This window comes from Pseudothauera nasutitermitis, from assembly GCF_004801295.1.
GTDB lineage: Bacteria > Pseudomonadota > Gammaproteobacteria > Burkholderiales > Rhodocyclaceae > Pseudothauera > Pseudothauera nasutitermitis.
Genome location: NZ_SSOC01000005.1, coordinates 49381 through 68835, shown reverse-complemented (window position 1 = coordinate 68835; position 19455 = coordinate 49381). Strand labels below are relative to the sequence as shown.

At 64.5% G+C, this 19455-nt stretch carries 18 protein-coding genes; 5 read left to right on the top strand and 13 right to left on the bottom strand.

Annotation, left to right across the window (positions count from 1 at the left end):
• The first annotated feature begins 25 nt into the window (after window positions 1-25).
• Window positions 26-403: a dihydroneopterin aldolase gene (locus E6C76_RS13520; protein ID WP_136348772.1), complete on the top strand. Its 378-nt coding sequence runs from the start codon at window positions 26-28 to the stop codon at window positions 401-403.
• Between the two features lie 64 nt (window positions 404-467).
• On the opposite strand, the gene E6C76_RS13515 is transcribed toward E6C76_RS13520, so the two are convergent.
• The 8 genes from E6C76_RS13515 to E6C76_RS13480 form a co-directional block, all read right to left on the bottom strand.
• Complete coding sequence (locus E6C76_RS13515) at window positions 468-842, bottom strand: H-NS histone family protein (protein ID WP_136348771.1); 375 nt, start codon at window positions 840-842, stop codon at window positions 468-470.
• Between the two features lie 156 nt (window positions 843-998).
• Entirely contained in the window at window positions 999-1487 is a 489-nt protein-coding gene (ybaK, locus tag E6C76_RS13510; RefSeq protein WP_136348770.1) for a Cys-tRNA(Pro) deacylase, read from the bottom strand.
• 59 nt (window positions 1488-1546) lie between these two features.
• The gene (gene xerD, locus E6C76_RS13505; protein WP_136348769.1) at window positions 1547-2461 is read right to left on the bottom strand and encodes a site-specific tyrosine recombinase XerD; all 915 of its coding nucleotides are present in this window, start codon (window positions 2459-2461) and stop codon (window positions 1547-1549) included.
• A gap of 7 nt (window positions 2462-2468) precedes the next feature.
• Window positions 2469-3746, bottom strand: coding sequence for a glutamate-5-semialdehyde dehydrogenase (locus E6C76_RS13500; protein ID WP_136348768.1), 1278 nt, complete (start codon window positions 3744-3746; stop codon window positions 2469-2471).
• Between the two features lie 86 nt (window positions 3747-3832).
• Window positions 3833-4843, bottom strand: a complete 1011-nt coding sequence (holA, locus tag E6C76_RS13495; protein ID WP_136348767.1) for a DNA polymerase III subunit delta — start codon at window positions 4841-4843, stop codon at window positions 3833-3835.
• The gene (locus tag E6C76_RS13490) at window positions 4840-5346 is read right to left on the bottom strand and encodes an LPS-assembly lipoprotein LptE (RefSeq protein WP_136348766.1); all 507 of its coding nucleotides are present in this window, start codon (window positions 5344-5346) and stop codon (window positions 4840-4842) included. The genes holA and E6C76_RS13490 overlap by 4 nt, the downstream gene beginning before the upstream one ends.
• Before the next feature lie 9 nt (window positions 5347-5355).
• Complete coding sequence (leuS, locus tag E6C76_RS13485) at window positions 5356-7977, bottom strand: leucine--tRNA ligase (RefSeq protein ID WP_136348765.1); 2622 nt, start codon at window positions 7975-7977, stop codon at window positions 5356-5358.
• Between the two features lie 246 nt (window positions 7978-8223).
• Window positions 8224-8550 carry a hypothetical protein gene (locus E6C76_RS13480; RefSeq protein WP_136348764.1) on the bottom strand — a complete coding sequence of 109 codons (327 nt, stop codon included), beginning with the start codon at window positions 8548-8550 and terminating at the stop codon, window positions 8224-8226.
• A 312-nt stretch (window positions 8551-8862) separates the two neighbouring features.
• Here E6C76_RS13480 and E6C76_RS13475 point away from each other — a divergent pair, with 312 nt between their 5' ends.
• Both E6C76_RS13475 and E6C76_RS13470 read left to right on the top strand, forming a co-directional pair.
• Window positions 8863-11082, top strand: coding sequence for a UvrD-helicase domain-containing protein (locus E6C76_RS13475; RefSeq protein ID WP_136348763.1), 2220 nt, complete (start codon window positions 8863-8865; stop codon window positions 11080-11082).
• A gap of 205 nt (window positions 11083-11287) precedes the next feature.
• Window positions 11288-12412 carry a Fic family protein gene (locus E6C76_RS13470; protein ID WP_136348762.1) on the top strand — a complete coding sequence of 375 codons (1125 nt, stop codon included), beginning with the start codon at window positions 11288-11290 and terminating at the stop codon, window positions 12410-12412.
• Window positions 12413-12452: 40 nt separating this feature from the next.
• Here E6C76_RS13470 and E6C76_RS13465 read toward each other — a convergent pair whose 3' ends face one another.
• Both E6C76_RS13465 and E6C76_RS13460 read right to left on the bottom strand, forming a co-directional pair.
• Window positions 12453-12707 carry a type II toxin-antitoxin system Phd/YefM family antitoxin gene (locus E6C76_RS13465; protein WP_136348761.1) on the bottom strand — a complete coding sequence of 85 codons (255 nt, stop codon included), beginning with the start codon at window positions 12705-12707 and terminating at the stop codon, window positions 12453-12455.
• 86 nt (window positions 12708-12793) lie between these two features.
• On the bottom strand, window positions 12794-13573 hold the full coding sequence (locus tag E6C76_RS13460; protein WP_136348760.1) for a ParA family protein: 780 nt from the start codon (window positions 13571-13573) through the stop codon (window positions 12794-12796).
• A 229-nt stretch (window positions 13574-13802) separates the two neighbouring features.
• Between E6C76_RS13460 and E6C76_RS13455 the strand changes: the two genes are divergently transcribed.
• On the top strand, window positions 13803-14057 hold the full coding sequence (locus E6C76_RS13455) for a DUF4258 domain-containing protein (protein ID WP_136348759.1): 255 nt from the start codon (window positions 13803-13805) through the stop codon (window positions 14055-14057).
• On the top strand, window positions 14047-14235 hold the full coding sequence (locus E6C76_RS13450) for a DUF2283 domain-containing protein (RefSeq protein WP_136348758.1): 189 nt from the start codon (window positions 14047-14049) through the stop codon (window positions 14233-14235). Before E6C76_RS13455 ends, E6C76_RS13450 begins: the two co-directional genes overlap by 11 nt.
• A 222-nt stretch (window positions 14236-14457) precedes the next feature.
• Here E6C76_RS13450 and E6C76_RS13445 read toward each other — a convergent pair whose 3' ends face one another.
• The 3 genes from E6C76_RS13445 to E6C76_RS13435 are packed head-to-tail and all read right to left on the bottom strand — an operon-like array spanning window position 14458 to window position 19453.
• The gene (locus tag E6C76_RS13445; RefSeq protein ID WP_136348757.1) at window positions 14458-18225 is read right to left on the bottom strand and encodes a DUF6701 domain-containing protein; all 3768 of its coding nucleotides are present in this window, start codon (window positions 18223-18225) and stop codon (window positions 14458-14460) included.
• Window positions 18222-18605, bottom strand: a complete 384-nt coding sequence (locus tag E6C76_RS13440) for a hypothetical protein (RefSeq protein WP_136348756.1) — start codon at window positions 18603-18605, stop codon at window positions 18222-18224. Before E6C76_RS13440 ends, E6C76_RS13445 begins: the two co-directional genes overlap by 4 nt.
• Window positions 18602-19453 carry a prepilin-type N-terminal cleavage/methylation domain-containing protein gene (locus E6C76_RS13435; RefSeq protein WP_136348755.1) on the bottom strand — a complete coding sequence of 284 codons (852 nt, stop codon included), beginning with the start codon at window positions 19451-19453 and terminating at the stop codon, window positions 18602-18604. The genes E6C76_RS13440 and E6C76_RS13435 overlap by 4 nt, the downstream gene beginning before the upstream one ends.
• Window positions 19454-19455 lie beyond the last annotated feature (2 nt).

Below are 19455 nucleotides of genomic sequence, written 5' to 3'. Positions count from 1 at the left end.
AAATACGGGCCAACGGGTTGCCGACATGGATTTCATCTTTATCGAAGAGTTGCGCGTGCGTGCCTGGGTGGGCATCTACCCGCGTGAAAAGGCCGCGCCGCAGATGGTCGAATTGAATCTCACCTTCGGTGTGCCGGACGCCGCTGCCGAGCACGACGACATTGCCGACACGATCAATTACGCCGAGGTGATCGAACGCATCCGCGCCGAACTGGCCGAGCGCCATTTCAATCTCATCGAAACCCTGGGCGAGTTTGTGGTGAATCTGCTGTTCGAGGAATTCGGCGCGCCGTGGGTGAAGATCCGCATCGCCAAGATCGGCGTGATGCAGGGTGTGCGCCGGGTCGGTGTATATATCCAGCGTGGCCGCAACGGTTATTCGCCGCCGCCCACGCCGGCCTGAGCGCAGAGGTGGTGAACGCAAAACGGGGCGCCTTGGCGCCCCGTTTGTTTGGTGCTGCCGGCGTTCAGGCGGCCTGCTGGATGAGCAGCGCGTCGAGCGGTTTGCCCTCACCCAGCCAGCCTTCCACCCACAGCGGCTTGCGGCCGCGGCCGCTCCAGGTCAGCGTGGCATCTTCCGGATGACGGTACTTGGCGGGCACACGGGTACCCTTCTTGGCACTTGCCTTGACCACGCGCTTGGCCTTCGGTGCGGCGGCTTTCTTTTCCGCGACATTCGCGCCGGGAATCACGTCGGACAGCGACAGGCCTTCCTCGGCGGCCAGTTTCTGGATTTTCTTCAGCAGATCGCGGCGGGCGGTGTCGCTGCGGCGGCGGATTTCGGTTTCCACCTTGGATTGCAGGCGGCGCAGCTCGGTCAGCGACAGTTTGGCAAGTTCCATGATTTCTCCTTTATACGTATCGGGATCATTCATCCGGGTGTCGACACGCAGTGAAAAAGAAATTTCATCGGCGTGATGCCGCGCATTTTGCCATCAAAAAAACCGGAAGTACAAAATAAATCGGAGAAAAATATCAAAAGAATTGAAAACAGCCATTCAATGGCCCACCAGAACCAGCGTTGGCTGCAATATCCGGAGGATGTCGTGCGGATGCACGCCGACCAGAAAGCCGCGGCGGCCGCCATTGATATACACCAGCGGCAGGTCGAGGATGGTTTTTTCCATGAATACCGGCATTTTCCTGCGCGTACCGAACGGCGAGGTGCCGCCGATCAGATAACCCGTATGGCGGTTGGCCGTTTCGGGTTTGCACGGTTCGATATGCTTGCGTGCGGCCTGGCGGGCCAGTTCCTTGGTGGAAACCTTGAGGTCGCCGTGCATCAACACGATCAATGGCGCGGCCTTTTCGTCTTCCATGACCAGGGTCTTGATCACCGCATGCTCGGCGACATTCAGTTCGCGCGAGGAAACCCGCGTGCCGCCGTGTTCCTCGTAGGCATACGGATGGCTGGAATAAGCCACGCCATGCGTGCGCAGAAAGCGCGTGGCCGGTGTTTCCGGGCCGTTCGATTCGTGTCTGGCCATGTTCGTGCTCGTGATCCGGTGATCGGTTTTCGACAGGCGCGGCGGACTGGGAATTCCGTTCAGCCGCGTGGGTGATGCGTTTTGTGCAGGGACTTGAGGCGTTCGCGCGCGACGTGGGTATAGACCTGCGTGGTGGAAATGTCGGCATGGCCGAGCAGCATCTGCACCACGCGCAGATCGGCACCGTGATTGAGCAGATGGGTGGCGAAGGCATGGCGCAGCGCATGCGGGGAGATCGCCTGCGCGGCGATGCCGGCGGTGGCCGCGTGCTGTTTGATGATGCGCCAGAACATCTGCCGGGTCATGCCGGCGCCGAAACGGGTGACGAACAATTCGTCGCAGCTGCGTCCGGCAAGCAGGGCGGGGCGGGCCTCGGCGCGGTAGCGCGCGATCCAGTCGGCGGCTTCCTCGCCCAGCGGCACCAGGCGCTCCTTGTCGCCCTTGCCGATGACGCGCACCACGCCTTCGGCCAGGCCGACGGCAAAGGTCTTCAGGCCGACCAGTTCGGACACGCGCACACCGGTGGCGTACAGCACTTCCAGCATGCAGCGGTCGCGCAGGCCCTGCGGGGTACCGGGATCCGGCGCGGCGAGCAGGGCTTCCACCTGTTTTTCGCTAAGCGTGCGCGGGAAGCGCTGGCCAGGCAGCGGCGGGTCGAGGCGCGCGGTGGGGTCGTCGTCGCGCTGTCCGCCGGCGAGCAGGTGGCGGTAATAGCGCCGCCAGGCGGACAACAGGCGGCGCTGGCTGGTGGCCTTGGCGCGCCTGGAAAAATCGGCCAGATAGGCGCTCAGCTCCGCGTAGCTGGCCGCACGCAGGCTGCCGCCACGGCGCACCAGCCAGCCGGCGAACAAGGTGAGGTCGCTGCGGTAGCCGGCCAGGGTGTTGCGCGCCAGGCCGTGTTCCAGCCACATCGCGTCGCAGAACGCATCCAGTTCCGCACGTTCCGTGGCCGGCAGGGCGTCGTCGGCGCTCATCGTCTGGTCAGCGGCGGACCTCGCCATTGCCGAAGACGATCCACTTCTGGCTGGTCAGTCCTTCCAGGCCGACCGGGCCGCGTGCGTGGATCTTGTCGGTGGAAATGCCGATTTCCGCGCCCAGGCCGTATTCGAAGCCGTCGGCGAAGCGGGTGGAGGCATTGATCATCACCGAGGCCGAATCCACCTCGCGCAGGAAGCGCATCGCGCTGGTGTGGTTCTCGGTGAGGATCGCCTCGGTATGGCCGGAGCTGTAGGTGTTGATGTGTTCGATGGCCTCACTCAGGCCGTCGACCAGCTTCACCGCGATGATCGGCGCCAGGTATTCCTCGCGCCAATCCTCTTCCACCGCCGCGCGCAGCAGTCCGGCGGGAATGCCGGCTTCGCGCAGTAGCGCCAGGGCGTCGGTGCAGCAGCGCATCTCCACACCCCTGGCGGCCAGCGCCTGGCCGATGGCGGGCAGGAAGAGGTCGGCCACGGTGCGCGATACCAGCAGCGACTCGGTGGTGTTGCAGGTACCGTAGCGCTGGGTCTTGGCGTTCTCGACGATGGGCACCACCTTGGCGGGATCGGCCTCGTCGTCCACATACACGTGGCAGTTGCCGTCCAGGTGTTTGATGACCGGCACGCGGGCCTCGCGCGAGATGCGTTCGATGAGCCCCTTGCCGCCGCGCGGCACGATGACGTCAACGAATTCCGGCATGGTGATCAGCGCGCCCACCGCTGCGCGGTCGGTGGTGGCCACCACCTGCACGGCGTGTTCTGGCAGGCCGGCGGCGGCCAGGCCGGCGCGCACGCAGGCGGCGATGGCCTGATTGCTGTGCAGGGCCTCCTTGCCGCCGCGCAGGATGGCCGCGTTGCCGGACTTCAGGCACAGCGCGGCGGCATCCGCCGTGACGTTGGGGCGCGCCTCGTAGATGATGCCGATGACGCCCAGCGGTACGCGCATCTTGCCGACCTGAATGCCCGAGGGCCGGCGCTTGACGCCGTCGATCTCGCCGACCGGATCGGGCAGCGCGGCGACCTGTTCCAGGCCCACGGCCATGGCTTCCACACCCTTTTCGGTAAGGGTCAGGCGGTCGACCAGCGCGGCTTCCAGACCGGCGGCGCGGGCCTCTTCCAGGTCGCGTGCGTTGGCGGCGAGCAGTTCGGCGCGGCGCGCGCGGATTTCGGCGGCCATGGCGAGCAGCGCGGCGTTCTTGGCCTCGGTAGAGGCGGCAGCCAGGTGGCGGGAGGCGGCGCGGGCCTGGCGGCCCAGGGTCTGCATGAGTTGCTGGACGTCCATCGTCAAAACCGGTTTGCGGAAGGCAAAGAAACGATTAGAGCATCGAATGTGGCGCTTGTGGGCATCGGCGCATGCCGGGCCGAGGATCAGCGCCGTACCAGGCGCAGGGAGAGTTGCAGGAACTCGTCCCACGGATCGCCGGCGGCCAGGCCCTTGATGATGCGGTCGATGCGCGCGGCGTGCAGCAGTGCGGCGCGCAATGCGCCCAGGCCGAGGCGGGGCAGGGCGCGGCTGATGGCCTGCTTGCGGCGTTCGTCGAACACACGTTCGGCCTTCAGCAGCGCGGGCAGCGGCTGGCCGGCGGCCTGGCCGGATTTCAGCGTGGCCAGGGTGCGGATCTCGTTGGCCAGTGCCCACAGCACCAGCGGCGGCGCCGCGCCTTCGCCGGCGAGGCCGTCGAGCAGGCGTGCGCAGCGCGCGGGATCGCCCTCCAGCACGGCCTGGCGCAGTTTGTCGATGTCGTAGCGTGCGACGTTGAGTACGGCATCCTGCACCTGTTCCAGGTTCAGCTTGCCCTCGCCGTGCAGCAGGCCGAGCTTGCGGATTTCCTGGTGGGCGGCGAGCAGGTTGCCTTCCACGTGGTCGGCGATGAACACCAGCGCGTCGCGCTCGGCGCTCTGGCCCTGTGTGGCCAGCCGGCTGGCGATCCATTCGGGCAGGCGCTCGCGCTCCGGGGCGTTGAGTTCCAGGGCGTGGCCAGCCTGCGCCAGCGCGGTGAACCAGGCGGTCTTGCGGGTGGCCCAGTCGAGCTCGGGCAGGGTGACCAGCGTGAGCGTGCCTTCCGGCAAGGCGCGTGCGTGGCGCTGCAGGGCTTCGCCGCCGTCGCGGCCGGGCTTGCCGTTGGGAATGCGCAGGTCGATCAGTTTGTTGCCGCCGAACAACGACATGTTGCCGGCGGCCAGTGCCAGCGCGTCCCAGCGGAAACCCTGGCCGGCCACCAGGGTTTCGCGCTCCTCGAAACCCCTCGCGCGCGCGGCGGCGCGGATGGCGTCGGCAGCCTCGAGCACCAGCAGGGGCTCGTTGCCGTGCAGCAGCCAGAGCGGTGCGAGGGGTTCGCGCGCCAGCAGCGCGGAGACCGGGTCGCTACGCGAGCTCACATCTGCACGGCGGACAGGCGGCGGATCAACTGGCGCACCAGTTCGTCCTGCATGTCGCGCAGCAGCAGGGCTTCTTCCTGCTCCTTGGCGAGAATGCGGGAGTCATCGAAGGTGTAGTCGCGCCGCGCGGTCAGCAGTGTGGGCTCGATCAGTACCTCGCCGCTGCGGGCGACGAGCTGGAAGCCCAGTTCGCGGGTCAGTTCGTACTCGCGCACCTTGCCGGCACCGGTGAGGCTGAGAATCTCCCGGCTGTGCGTATCGCGCAGAATCTGCAGGCGCACGTCGGCCTGCGCCGGGTCGTCGGTCACCGTGGTGCTGCCCGACGTGCGGATCTGGCGGGCGAGCAGGGGGCCCAGGCCGCTGTGCGGGTTGACGCCCAGATAGATGGTGGAGAAAGCCATCGGCTGCGGGCCGCGCAGGCGGAAGCCGCAGCCGGCGAGCAGCGGGCCGGTGGCCAGCAGGGCACCGGCGGCGAGCAGACGGCGTCGGGAGAGATCGGTCATGTTTGGGCCTCAGACCACGATATTGACCAGGCGGCCGGGCACCACCACCACCTTCTTCGGTGCTTGCCCTTCCATGAAGCGCTGGGCAGCCTCGCTGGCCAGCGCGGCGGCTTCGATGTCGCTCTTGCCCGCGCTGGCGGGCACCTTGATGCTGCCGCGCAGCTTGCCGTTGACCTGCACCATCAGTTCCAGCTCGTCCTGCTTGAGGGCGGCTGCCTGCGGCTCCGGCCAGGAAGCGGCGAGGATGTCCGCGCCGAAGCCGCAGTCCTGCCACAGGGCGTGGCTGATGTGCGGGGTGATCGGCGAGAGCAGGCGCAGCAGGATGCCGAAACCTTCCTCGGCGATCTCTGCGTGGGCGCCGGCCGGCTCGCGCGGGGCCTTTTCCAGCGCGTTGAGAATCTTCATGGCCGCCGACACCACGGTGTTGAACTGGTGCTTGCCGAAGTCGTGGTTGGCCTGCTTGAGATGGGTGTGGATTTCGCGGCGGACGTCGGCGAGCGCGCCGGGCAGCTCACCCGTGCCCAGCTTGCGCGCCGCCGGCAGCGCGGGGCGTACTTCCTGCACGAAGGCGTGGCCGTAGTTCCACACACGGCGCAGGAAGCGCGAGGCGCCTTCGACGCCGGAGTCGGACCATTCCAGCTGCTGGTCGGGCGGGGCGGCGAAGATGATGAACAGGCGGGCGGTATCGGCGCCGTACTGGTCCACCAGGGCCTGCGGGTCCACGCCGTTGTTCTTCGACTTGGACATCTTCTCGGTGCCGCCGATGACCACCGGCTGGCCGTCGGCGGCGAGCCGGGCGGCGGTGATGCGGCCCTTGTCGTCGCGTTCGACCTGCACGTCGGCCGGGTTGATCCACTGCTTCTTGCCGCCGGCCTGCTCGCGGTAATAGGTCTCGGCCACCACCATGCCCTGGGTGAGCAGGTTGGTGAAGGGTTCGGAGATGTTCACCAGTCCTTCGTCGCGCATTGCGCGGGTGAAAAAGCGCGAATACAGCAGGTGCAGGATGGCGTGCTCGATGCCGCCCACGTACTGATCGGCGGGCGCCCAGTAGTTGACCCGCTCATCGACCATTGCCGTGGCATTGTCGGCGCAGGCGTAGCGCAGGAAGTACCAGGACGATTCCACGAAGGTGTCCATGGTGTCGGTTTCGCGCCGCGCCGGCTTGCCGCATTGCGGGCAGGCACATTCGTAGAACTCCGGCATCTTGGCGAGCGGCGAACCGCGCCCGGTGATCTCCACGTTCTCCGGCAGCACCACCGGCAGTTGCGCGTCGGGCACCGGCACGTCGCCGCAATCGGCGCAGTGGATCATCGGAATCGGGCAGCCCCAGTAGCGCTGGCGCGAGATGCCCCAGTCGCGCAGGCGGTACTGCGTGCGCTTGGCGCCCAGGCCCTTGGCGGCCAGATCGGCGGAAATGGCATCCACCGCTGCGTCGAAGCGCAGGCCGTCGTACTTGCCGGAATTCACCAGCTTGCCGTGTTCGGCATAGGCGTCGATCCACGGCGCCACCACCGTTTCATAGGCGTCGTGGGTGGAACGCACCACCATCTTGATCGGCAGGCTGTACTTGGTGGCAAAGGCGAAATCCCGCTCGTCGTGCGCGGGCACGGCCATCACCGCGCCTTCGCCGTAGCCCATCAGCACATAGTTGGCCACCCATACCTGGAGGTATTCGCCGGTGAGCGGATGCACTACGCGCAGGCCGGTGGGCATGCCCTTCTTTTCCATGGTGGCGAGATCGGCCTCGGCCACGCCGCCGTGCCGGCATTCTTCGATGAAGGCGGCCAGCTCCGGGTGGCCGGCGGCGGCCTGGGCGGCCAGCGGATGCTCGGCGGCCACCGCCACGTAGGTGGCGCCCAGCAAGGTGTCCGCGCGCGTGGTGAACACCTTCAGCACGCCGGACTTGCCCACGGTGGACAGATCGTAGGGGAAGTGCACTTCCACGCCCTGGGAGCGGCCGATCCAGTTCTTCTGCATCAGCTTGACCTGCTCCGGCCAGCCGGGCAGGCCGTCCAGCGCTTCGAGCAGTTCGTCGGCGTAGGCGGTGATCTTCATGTAGTACATGGGGATCTCGCGCTTTTCCACCAGCGCGCCGGAACGCCAGCCGCGCCCGTCGATGACCTGCTCGTTGGCCAGCACGGTCTCATCCACCGGATCCCAGTTCACCGTGCCGAGCTTCTTGTAGATCAGGCCCTTGGCGTACAGCCGGGTGAACAGCCATTGTTCCCAGCGGTAGTACTCCGGCGTGCACGTGGCGACCTCGCGCGACCAGTCGATGGCGAAGCCCAGGCGTTTCAACTGGCCCTTCATGTAATCGATGTTGGCGTAGGTCCATTGCGCCGGCGGCACGTTGTTCTGGATGGCGGCGTTTTCCGCCGGCATGCCGAAGGCGTCCCAGCCCATCGGCTGCATGACGTTGTAGCCGCGCAGGCGGTGGTAGCGCGAGAGCACGTCGCCGATGGTGTAGTTGCGCACGTGCCCCATGTGCAGCTTGCCGGACGGGTAGGGAAACATCGACAGACAGTAGTACTTGGGGCGTTTGGTGTCTTCGACGGCGCGGAATGCCTGGGTGTCGTCCCAGTGCTGTTGAGCGGCGGTTTCGACCGCGGCGGGCTGGTATTTGTCCTGCATGAAGAAGCTCTAGGGTTGGGCGCGAAGATAACGTGCAAGTATAGCGCGAAGGCGGGGTGGCCCGCCGCGTGGCCGGGCGGCGTACGTATTCAAGGGCCTCCATGCTCCACCACTGCGCGGGTCGCTGCCCCGAGGGGCGTTCTTTGCGTTGGGGAGGCCCGGCGGCAAAAAAAAACGGCATCCGGTGTGCACCGGATGCCGAACTCCTATTGAAGGAGAGGAGGGAGACGGTAGGCCGGGTCGCGCTCAGGCAGCCCGGCGGTGAGTGTTCAGATTGCGTTGCCAGTTGGCGTTGATCGCGGAGCACATGTCTTCCATGGCGATCAGCGGCAGGCGCCACATGCGGTTCTGGCTGCGCACCAGCGCGGTGACCTGCGGCGCACAGAGGGTGTCGCGTTCTTCTTCGAGCAGGCGCTGGAAGTGGGTCATGGTCGCACCCCAGTATTCGGAGGTGCCGACCCAGCCGGTTTCCGCCGTGGCCTTGCGCACGGCCTTGCGCCACAGTACGGCGGCGCGTTCTTCGGATACGCCGGCCTTGCTGGCGTACCAAGGCAGCAGTTTCGGTGTGTTCATGTTCTGTTCTCCTGTCGGCCGGATCTCGGCCTGTTGCCCTGTCGGGCCTTGTGGGCCGGAGACGCGGGCGGCTCTCTGTGGTGTGCGTTGCGACATTGCGCGTTAGCCTGAATTTTAGGGCCGATACGCGTTTTTCAACTATGTCTTTAGTAGCAAATTGTTGCTGCGCACAATCACGCAATTGCAAGATAGCGCAGCCAGTCTGTCCCCGCAAGTCAAATGTTGTTGCGTCGCAACAAAGGTGTGCCGGCGCCTGGCGCCCGCAGCGCATGCCGCAGGGCGGATAAAATGGCGGCAAACAAGGAAACGCCAATGCCCGCCACTTCTTCCCCGCTCGTCGCCCATCTCAACGAAGCCCAGCAGCGTGCCGTCACCCTGCCGGCGCAGCATGCGCTGATCCTCGCCGGCGCCGGCTCGGGCAAGACGCGGGTGCTCACCACGCGCATCGCCTGGCTGCTCAGCCAGGGGGATTGCAGTCCGGCCAATATCCTGGCGGTCACCTTCACCAACAAGGCGGCCAAGGAGATGGTGGCGCGCCTGACCGCGATGCTGCCGATCAACACCCGGGGGATGTGGATCGGCACCTTTCACGGTCTGTGCAACCGCCTGCTGCGCGCGCATCACCGCGATGCCGGCCTGCCGCAGCTGTTCCAGATCCTCGATTCCGCCGATCAACTGGCCGCCATCAAGCGCCTGCTGAAGACGCTCAACATCGACGACGAGAAATTCCCCCCGCGCGAACTGCAGCACTTCATCAACGCGCAGAAGGAAGCCGGCCTGCGGCCCGAGGCGGTGGAAGCCTGGGACGACTACACCAAGCGCCGGGTCGAGCTGTACCGCGAGTACGAGGCGCAATGCCAGCGCGAGTCCGTGGTGGATTTCGCCGAATTGCTGCTGCGTTGCTATGAACTGCTGGAACGCAACGAGCCGGTGCGCCGCCACTACCAGGGCCGCTTCCGCCATATCCTGGTCGATGAGTTCCAGGACACCAACGTGCTGCAGTACCGCTGGCTGAAGCTGCTGGCTGGCGGCGAGCCGCCGGCCAGCCTGTTCTGCGTGGGCGACGACGACCAGTCCATCTACGCCTTCCGGGGCGCCGAAGTGGGCAACATGCGCGACTTCGAGCGCGAATTCCACATCCAGGAAGTGATCCGCCTGGAGCAAAACTACCGCTCCCACGGCAACATCCTCGATGCGGCCAACGCCATCATCCGCAACAATGCCGGGCGGTTGGGCAAGAATCTGTGGACCGAGAGCGGCGCGGGGGAACCGATCCGCATCTTCGAGGCCTTCGAGGACAAGGACGAGGCGCGCTGGATCGTCGACGAAGTGCAGCAACTGGTGCGCGAGGGCGCGCTGCGTGCCGACATCGCCCTGCTGTACCGCTCCAACGCGCAGTCGCGCGTGCTGGAACACGCGCTGTTCTCCGCCGGCATCCCCTACCGCGTGTATGGCGGCCTGCGCTTCTTCGAGCGCCAGGAGATCAAGCATGCACTGGCCTATCTGCGCCTGATCGCCAATCCGGACGACGACACCGCCTTCGCCCGCGTGGTGAACTTCCCCACGCGCGGCATCGGCGCGCGTTCCGTCGAAGCCCTGCAGGAAGCCGCGCGCACCTGGAACACCAGCCTGTACGCCGCCGTGCCGCATCTGAGCGGCAAGCCGGGCACCTCGCTGGGGCATTTCGTGCGCCTGGTGGAAAACCTGCGCCGCGACACCGCCAAGTTACAACTGCCCGAACTGGTCGACCACGTGCTCGACGCCTCCGGCCTGCGCGCGCACTACCAGGCCGAACGCGAAGGCCGCGAGCGCCTGGAAAACCTTGACGAACTGATCGCCGCCGCGGCCAACTTCGTCGCCGAGGCCCAGGCCGACACCGACGCGCTGGCAGCCGACCACGCCCTGCTGGCCGACTTTCTCGCCCATGCCTCGCTGGAGGCTGGCGAGCACCAGGCCGACCAGGGCATGGACGCCGTGCAACTGATGACCGTGCATGCCGCCAAGGGGCTGGAATTCGACGCGGTGTTCCTCTCCGGCCTGGAAGAGGGGCTGTTTCCGCACGAGAACAGCATCCAGGACCCCGATGGCCTGGAAGAAGAACGCCGGCTGATGTACGTGGCGGTCACCCGCGCGCGCAAACGCCTGTACATTTCCTTCGCGCAAAGCCGCATGCTGCATGGCCAGACGCGCTACCACCCGCGCTCGCGCTTTCTGGAAGAGATCCCGGAGGGGCTCACGCGCTGGCTCACCCCACAGCATCCGCGCAGCTTCGCGCAGGAAAGCAGCCGTGGGTTCTACCAGCCCCCGCGCGGCGCGTTTTCCAGCCGCGCGGCAACGCCGCCAGCGCCCAAGTCCACGCAGGAACTGCCCGGCGGCCTGCGCATTGGTCAACTGGTGGCCCACGCGCGCTTCGGCAAGGGCGTGATCATCGCCGCCGAGGGCAGTGGGTCGGACGCCCGCGTGCAGATCAACTTCGGCGATGCCGGGGTGAAGTGGCTGCTGCTCGGCGTGGCCAAGCTGGAGCCTTGCTGAGTTGTGTTGCAAAAGCCGGGAAATCTTGAAGACAACCGAGCTCGATGTTTACAGGTGAGCAACAAATCCGCTTGTCGTTGACGTCGTGAAAAATTTTAACGACAAACGTGCTTGTCGATCACTCATCATCAGCTAGCTTTCTTGTTGTTGAAAAATGGCGTATACGTAAACAACAAGAGCTTTTGATGATATTTTGCACGCGAAAATGAGCTTTGATATCAGCCAGGCAGTCCACTACCACCTCGGCCACTTTCCACCTGCCCGGCTCGATCTGGCGCGTCTGATGCAACCCTTGCTGGGGGCCACTTCGGCGCTCGCCCGCTACGATCAGATGCTGAGCGGTCTGCACAACAGCGAACTCTTTCTGGCGCCCCTGCGAGGCCAGGAGGCCGTGGTCTCCTCGCGTATGGAAGGCACCATCAGCACGCTGGACGAGATCCTTCAACTGGAGGCCGAGTTTGGCGAGGACGATGTGAATGCCTCACACGAGTTTCGCTCCGACGCGATCGAAACCGCGTTGTACCGGCGCGCCCTGAATACCGCCCAGCTACGGATGGAGCAGGGCCAATCCTTGTCCGAATCCCTGCTGAAAAGCATCCACCGCCAGTTGCTGTCCTTCGGGCGCGGCGCCAACAAGTCTCCGGGGGCCTACAAGCGCGAGCAAAACTACATTGGCGAGCGCGGCAGCCGGCAAGTGAGTTTCGTGCCGATTGCGCCGGAGCATCTGCCCGTGGGCATGGAAAGCCTGTTCCGGCTCATCAGTGACGAATCCATGCCGGTGCTGCTGCGCACCGCGCTCGCGCATGCGGAGTTCGAAGCCTTGCACCCCTTTGAGGATGGCAACGGCCGGGTGGGACGCATGCTGATAACGCTCATGCTATGGCAGGGCAAGGTCATTGCCGCTCCCCACTTCTACATCAGCCGCTACTTCGAAGACCACAAGGATGAGTATCTGGAACGGTTGCGCAAGGTATCGGCCGAGAACGACTGGGATGGCTGGTGCCTGTTCTTTCTGGCGGCCGTCGAACAGCAAGCGGTGCGCAACCTGGAGGCGGCGCGGGCGATCAGCGATTTCTACGCGGAGATGAAGCCGATCTTTGCGGAACTGCTGGCCTCCAAGTATGCCGTTGCGGCGCTGGACTACCTGTTCACCAACCCGGTTTTCAGCAACAGCCGCTTCACCCGTAATGCCAGCATCCCAGTGCAGACCGCAGCCCGCTTTACCAGGGTACTGCTACAGGAAGGCCTGTTGCAGACGGTGCGGGAGGCGTCCGGGCGGCGTTCTGCGATGTATCGCTTCGAGCCGCTGATGCGGCAGGTCCGGGTGTAAACCGGGGAGGCGCCGCCTGCGCTTCTCAGTACGAAGGGCATCAGTCGCGCCCCTCTTCCATGGCCTCCCTGAGTTCCTGCCCCAGGCTTACCCCTTTGCGCAACTCGCGGAGCCGCGCAAAGGCGCCGACGACCCGCTGGCGTTGCGACTGCACCGATGCGTCGGCCTCGACGGCCGAAACGAGACGGGCGATTGCGCGTCCGTGGCGGGTGATGGTCACCTGCTCGCCGTGTTCCACTGCGGCGAGCAGCTCGGAAAGCCTGGTTTTGGCTTCATAGACGGGAACGGTCCTCATCGCGGTACTTCCTGAGCGATTTGGTTGGCCAGATTATGGGCATGATCCAGGAAGCGCGTTCGGATCGGGCAAGGCCCGCCCGCCACTCAAGCCCCGTACCTGCGCGCCAGCGTATCGTGCAGATCGATGAACTCCTGCGACAGCTTGTGGCGCGAGTCCAGGTGGATCATCGGCCTGGCCTGCTCGTGGGATTCCTTGATCTTCACCGAGGCCGACAGATACGGCTCCAGCACCGGCAGGCCCTCGGCCACCAGCTCTTCCACCACCTTGCGCGGCAGGGTGGCGCGCGGCTGGAACTGGTTCACCACGATGCCTTCCACGGCCAGGTCGCGGTTGTGGTCCGCCTTGATCTCTTCCACGTTTTCCAGCAGCGCGTACAGCGCGCGGCGCGAGAAATCGTCGCAGTCGAAGGGGATCAGGCAGGCGTTGGCGGCGATCAGCGCCGAGCGGGTGTAGAAGTTGAGCGCCGGCGGCGTGTCGATCCACACGCAGTCGTAGTCGCCCGAGAGTTCGTCCAGCGCGTCGCGCAGCTTGTAGATCTTGTAGCGCGATTCCAGCTTGCCCTGCAGCTCTTCCAGCTGCGGGTGCGAGGGCATCACGTGCAGGCCCTCGAACGGCGAGGCCACGATGAACTCCTCGGTGGCCTTGGGGTTGAGCTTGAAGTTGAGCGTCTGGTCGAAGAAATCGGCCAGCGTGACGTCCTGGTCCGCACCGTCGGCGCCCAGCAGGTACTGGGTGGAATTGCCCTGCGGGTCCAGATCGACCACCAGCGTGCGCAGCCCCTGGTGCGCGCCGATGGCGGCCAGGTTGCAGGTGATGGTGGATTTGCCCACTCCGCCCTTCTGATTGAACACCACGCGTCGCATCGTCTTCCCTCCCGGTTGGCTGGGGGAATTATGCCGAAAAAGCACGGCGCCGGCGCGAGGAGCTGCCGCCAGCCGGCATGTGACTGGCCTGGGCACGGCCTTTCATGCGATGGCCCTCTGTGCCTTGGCCCTGCCCTGGCGGTTCTGTCACTAAAACGGTGGTAGAGTCCGGCTCGGTGACAAACAGGTCCATTGAGCAGCTACGTCTGTCACCAGTCCAGCCAGGAACATCCCATGGAATTCATGCCTGACTGAACACGCCAAGAAACGCTTGGCGCAGCGGAAGGTCCGCACCGAGTGGGTCCAGGCCGCCCTGGAGAATCCACTGCGGATCGAGCCCGACCACGACGATCCAGAACTAGCCCACGCCCTGCTCTATGTCCCGGAACGGTTCAAAGTGCTGCGCGTGATCTACAAGGAAACGACGAATCCGCCCTTCATCATCACCGCCTGCTTCGAAGAGGCAGACAGCCATGAAACTTGAGTTCGATCCCATCGCAGACTGCGCCTACGTCGGAATCTCCGAAAAGGAAGTCGCCTCCACCCGTGAAATCGAGCCCGGCATCATCGCCGACTACGATGAAAGCGGAACCCTTGTCGGCATCGAAATCCTGTCCGTGAGCAAGCGCGCACAGAACGATCTGGCCAAGAAAGCCGCTTGAATTGGTGACACGTCCAGGCCGGCACCGGCCCGGCCGGGGACGAACCTGGCAAATGCCGCCTCATCCGCGAGGTACGGCCCGGCTTTCCGCCTCGGTCCGGCGTGCCGTGTACAACAGATGCGCCGCCATGCCAGCCGCCAGGTACACATCGACCGGGCTGCGCAGCGACAGCCGCCCCTCAAGCTGCCTGGCGCGATCCCCCGCCCGCCTGCCCGCCGCGTCTCAGCGCCACACCTCGCGCAGGCGGATCACGTTGGGGCTGCCCCGGTACAGGCCCCAGCTTGCGCGGCCGGTGGGGTTGTTGTCGTGGAAGCCGTTGCCGTCCCAGTCGTATTGCAGCCAGGGGAAGCCTGCAGCGGAAAGGTCCGGGCTTACGTCGACGAAGCCGGCGTTGTTCAACCCTGGTGCGCTCAGCGTCAGGCCGAGCACGCCCGAGGCAAGCGTACCGAAACCTCCCAGCGTAGTTGTGCCGGAGCCAATGGCGATACTGGTGGTCGATTCTCCGGTGGTGTTCCGCATCTGAACCTGGTTGGCGCCGAGAGCGCTGCAAACGTCTTCTCCGTTGGTCATGAACCGGGGATTCGATCCGGGCGCAGCAAAGTAATACTCCGCTCTCACAGGCAATGTGATGGGCAGGCTGCCCAGATGCTGGTGTTCATTGTCCACCACCATTCTTCCCCATCGAAGTTCGGTGTCTCCAATCGAACTGATGCTGAAGCCGGCGCAGACGCCTGGGCTACCAACCGGATCAGGCTCATGGCACACGCCGTCTGCATCCGTGAAATCTGGAGCGGTGAGGTTCAAATCCACGCTGGCATTGAACGGCACCCGGGGTATTGCCGGTTTGTCGTAGAGCAGGCGTGCATCCGTGATCGTGAAGATGCCCTGACCGTCGTAATCGCCGGTGCCGGTCAGGTTAACGCTGCCGGTGTTCAACTGCGTAAGTGTTGCATCCGTGGGAAGCGCCGTGCTGTTGTGTATGAAAACCCGTCCAGCGAGATTCGAATTCAGTTTCCAGAATGCGCCGCCATAGTTGTGCGTCGTCGTGTCGTCCGTCGTCGTCTCGTCCGCCGTGTTCTTTCCTGTAACGGTGATCTGTGGGGCGATCAGAAAACCGAAGGGCTGGTCTTGATAGGTAAACGAACCGCCCGGGCAAGCGTGTTCAAATTTCGGGGTGTTGGCGCTCACGGCCAATCGGGCGGGAACGAAGCGGCCTATGGGGCGGGAAATGCCGTAGACGTCGCCCGCTCCCAGATAGTTGTGCCTGACATCGAAGCTGAATACGCCGACTTCGCTGATGGACTGCTGGATCACCACTTCCCTGGATTCGCCCGCCACATGCTCCCGGCTGGTTTGTCCCGTCTCGCCATTCCGCCCTGAAGCCGGTGCCAGCAGTACGCTGCCCAGGTAGTCGAAGCCGAACTCCTTGTAGTTGGGGGTGATGGCATTGCCCTCGCACAAGTCGGAATCGTTCTCCTTCTCCCAGGCCACCGGAGCGATACGTAAATCGAAATTCCGTCCGGCCGCGATAAAGGAGCCGCAGTCCGGATAGGGGGCCGTGCAATAGCCGCTGCGGTCGCCGGGGTTGGTAAGCGGGGACGGCCTTTCCACGCAGAAGCCGGCTGGCCTGGCCGTGAAAGTATTGTTGCCCTGGAGTGTCAGCCCCTCGTCTTCGCTGCCCGCCAGCCCTTGGTAATACGCTTGCAGACGCATCCGGCCAGCGTCGTCGTAGCGGAGTTCTATGGGGGCTTGCGCATTTTCGTCGAACTCAAGGTTGATCCAGGTCCAGGCGCCGTTGCATGAGCTGGTGGTGGTGACCGGGGTGCCATCGACGTTAGTCGCCAGCGTGCCGGTATTCGGATCCTGGTAGCACGAGCGGAAACCCAACGTGCGCGTGCCGGTCATGCCAGGGGCGCAGGTCTGCGGATCGTCGTCGCTGGCTTTCAGCGCGCGCAGGAAGATATTGCTGGAAGGTTTGCCGGAAATCAGATTCGGCAAACCGAATTCTCCGTTCCCGTCTCCGTCTTCGTCGAACCAGAATTTCAGACCACTGTTGACGAAACTCAGCGTGCAGCCGCCTTGCACGCCGTTGTTGAAGCAGCGCGTGACGTTGGCTGCGGTTGGCACGCTACTGGCGATGTCGAGGTTGTCGACATCGCCGACCGTGGTCCTGCGCACCTTGAAACGGGCCACACCTCCGGCAATGGCGCCATCGACATCTACTCCGGTCGCGTTATCCGCACTCAAGGTCAAAGCCAGATCGCCGGTATAGCGCTCGCTGCAGTCGTCGTTGGCGCAGGCCACAACGGTCACCGTTTCCGGTGCGCAGGTCAGCCCTTCGCCGTCATGCTGAATTTCGAAATGGTGAATGGGGCGTTCCAGCGGCTCCATGCGCAGCGCGCAAATCCGCACATTGTCGATCTCGTGGATGTCATTGCTGCCGCCGGTGGAACCGGTGAGGGTGAGCAGCAAGTTCTCCGGCACGGCGGCCTGGCCGCTGCTGGCGAGCACATTTGTTGAACTGATCAATGTCTGGAAACCGCTGCCGGTATTGCGTTCCACGCTGACCATGGAGCGCCCGGCGACCTGGCTGTCGATGGTAATGAGGTAGCGGTGGCCGGTGCTGTTGCGTACGGTGGGTGACAGTGTGCCGGTGCCGGTGATGTAGGCGTAGCCATCCTGCCCGCTGCCCGAGCCACGCATGGCCACGGCGTTGCTGCGGAAACCGGGGCCGCCGCGGCGGTCTTCGGTGGGGTTCGAGTAGTTGCCGTAGGTGTCCAGTGCAACGCCCAGCCAGCCGCCACTGAATCCGGCGAGGCCGTGTCCGTTCGCATAGCCCAGAGAGCCGCCGTAGGCCCCCGGAGAAGGGGTCACGTCCGAGTCGGACAGCACGACTGCCACACCGTCGGCACCGCTGCCGCTGTGGGCGTAGAAATCGAACTCCAGCGTGACCAGGTTGCTTTCCGAGGGGAACAGGCGCTGGAGCGTGGAGGCCGTGGCGACGTTGCCGCTGTTGTCGGTCAGGCGCAGGCGGTTGTCGACGATGCGTGGGTTGCCGAAGCTGCCGCTCTTGTTGGTGACCGACCAGTCGTCGCCCAGGGCGCTGCGGTCGAAGTCGTCGGTGAAGCAGGTCATCGGACTGGTGCAGGTGCGTGTCGCATTCTTGTGCGCCACGATGGCTGCATTGCCCGGGATGCCCGAGTAAATGCGCAACTCGTCGATGAGACCATCGAAATAATTGGTGGGTGCGCCGCTGTCCCAGCGGGTTGCTCCGATGACCAAGCGTCCGGAAGTGTTCTTGGTGCCAGTGGCGTAGTCGGAGGTGTTGCTGGCCGTTGTCAGCGGTGTATTCCCGCTGGGGCCATAAATCCGTCCAGAGAGCGTGATGCGTGGCCAGAAAATCAGATAGACGTAGCGATCGGCGCTGAAGCTGAAGTAGTACCACGTGTCGGCGGACAGATTTTGCGCAAGCTCCAGGGTCTGGCTACCGCCGTAGATGTCCCATACAGTGAATTTGAGCCGTCCGCCCTCAATGAACACGCGGTATTCCTGCGACGTGCCGCCCTCTCCCTTATGCACGACGGTGTGGGTGCCGGAAGTGGTGGATAGCCGGAACCAGCCGCTGACCGTCATCGATGCGGAGCTGCTGGCCGCCAGAGGGGAGAGCGAATCCCGATCGGGTACATCGACGTAATAACGAGCCGTGTACCAAGTATTGTTGGGAGCAGCGTTGTAGCCTTCCCCACGGAACCAGCCTCCACGGCAGACCCGTGCGTCGGCCGTAGTGCCGCTGTTGTACGGGGTGCCGTGGTTACCGTAACCGCTGCTGTCGGTCACCTCGCCGCTCTGGCCGCTCCATTGGGATTCGTCCATGCGGTAATCGGCGACCACGGTTTGGGCCTGCGCGGCGGGCATGTGCAGCAGCACCGCCGAGCAGGCCAGCACAGCGAGAATCGAAAGCACGGAGGTGCGGAATCTGGCCGAGATCATGGGCTTGTCCAAAGGGTCATCTGCGCTTCACGTGCAATCTGGCCGAGTACCCCGTCGTTGCGGGTTGCGGTACTGGTAAGTGCGTATACCGAGAGCGTATCGTCGCCTTCCCAGATACCCGTATTTTCCTGGCACTGCCAAGTTATGGTGAACCCCTGAAATGTGAAGGTGTCTGTTTCGGTGCAAGTGCCCGCCTCAGCGCGTTGACGACCTACCTCGAGCCCTGCGCGTGCGGCATACCATGCTTGTCGGCCTTCCTGTGCCGCGAGCACGCCGAGGTGCTGGGTGGCGCCTAACTGGGCGATCACCACCCCCAGTCCGGCCAGCACGACCAGGATGAAGATCACCGCGATGATGGAAAAGCCCCTTTGCCGGTTCATGGTGCGTTCACCACTTGGGCCTGGTAGAGCAGGGTGATGGTCTCATTGTTGCGGGTCAGCGTCAGGCGCAGGCTGGCCACGCCATTGCGGACGTGATCGCCGGCCTGGTACGCGAACGTGCAGGTTGCTCCGCCTTCCGCCAATACTCGCACATTGCCGCTGTTGAACGCTGCTGCGGTGATTGGCTGATTGGCCGAAAAACCGTAGCTGTCGGCACGCCACAAAGTGCCGTTGCTGCAGAAAAAGCTGACCGGCGTATCGACGATGTCGAATCGCTGGCTTTCGAGGGAGGCAAACGGGAAAATCTTGCTGGTAAAACTCAGGATGCCGGTGTCGGGGTCGAAAGCATTGACCGTGCTCCAGTTCGAGTTCGGCGTATAGGCACTGGCGGGACTGCTGCCGTCCGCAGAAGCGTTGTAGATGACCAGGCGTCGCCCCGGAAGCTGGCTGATGTCCGTTGTGCCGCTGAGCAGTGGTCCAAGTATCTGGAAGGACGTGTCGCCGCCGAAATCGAGTCGGTCTTGGTCGGCTGGCTGCGTTGAATTTGGATCAGGGCGCGCGCGATAGCGCCCCCCTGCGAGGGTGGGGATGAATTCGATGTACTGCCCGCCGCCGCCCACCCGCACGCTGTTGGGCAATGCCATGCGCAGTTCGCGCACCATACGGGTCAGTGCCAGGTCGGCTTCCACTACCAGTTGAGCGCGGTTGGCCTGGTCCTGGAAGGCCTGGAAAGGGTTGAGCAGGATGCCGACGGTCAGCCCGCCGAGGATGGCCAGAATGATGATGACGATGACCAACTCCACCAGGGTGAAGCCGGCGGTATGCGGAGGCGGGCGGGAGCGGTTCATCG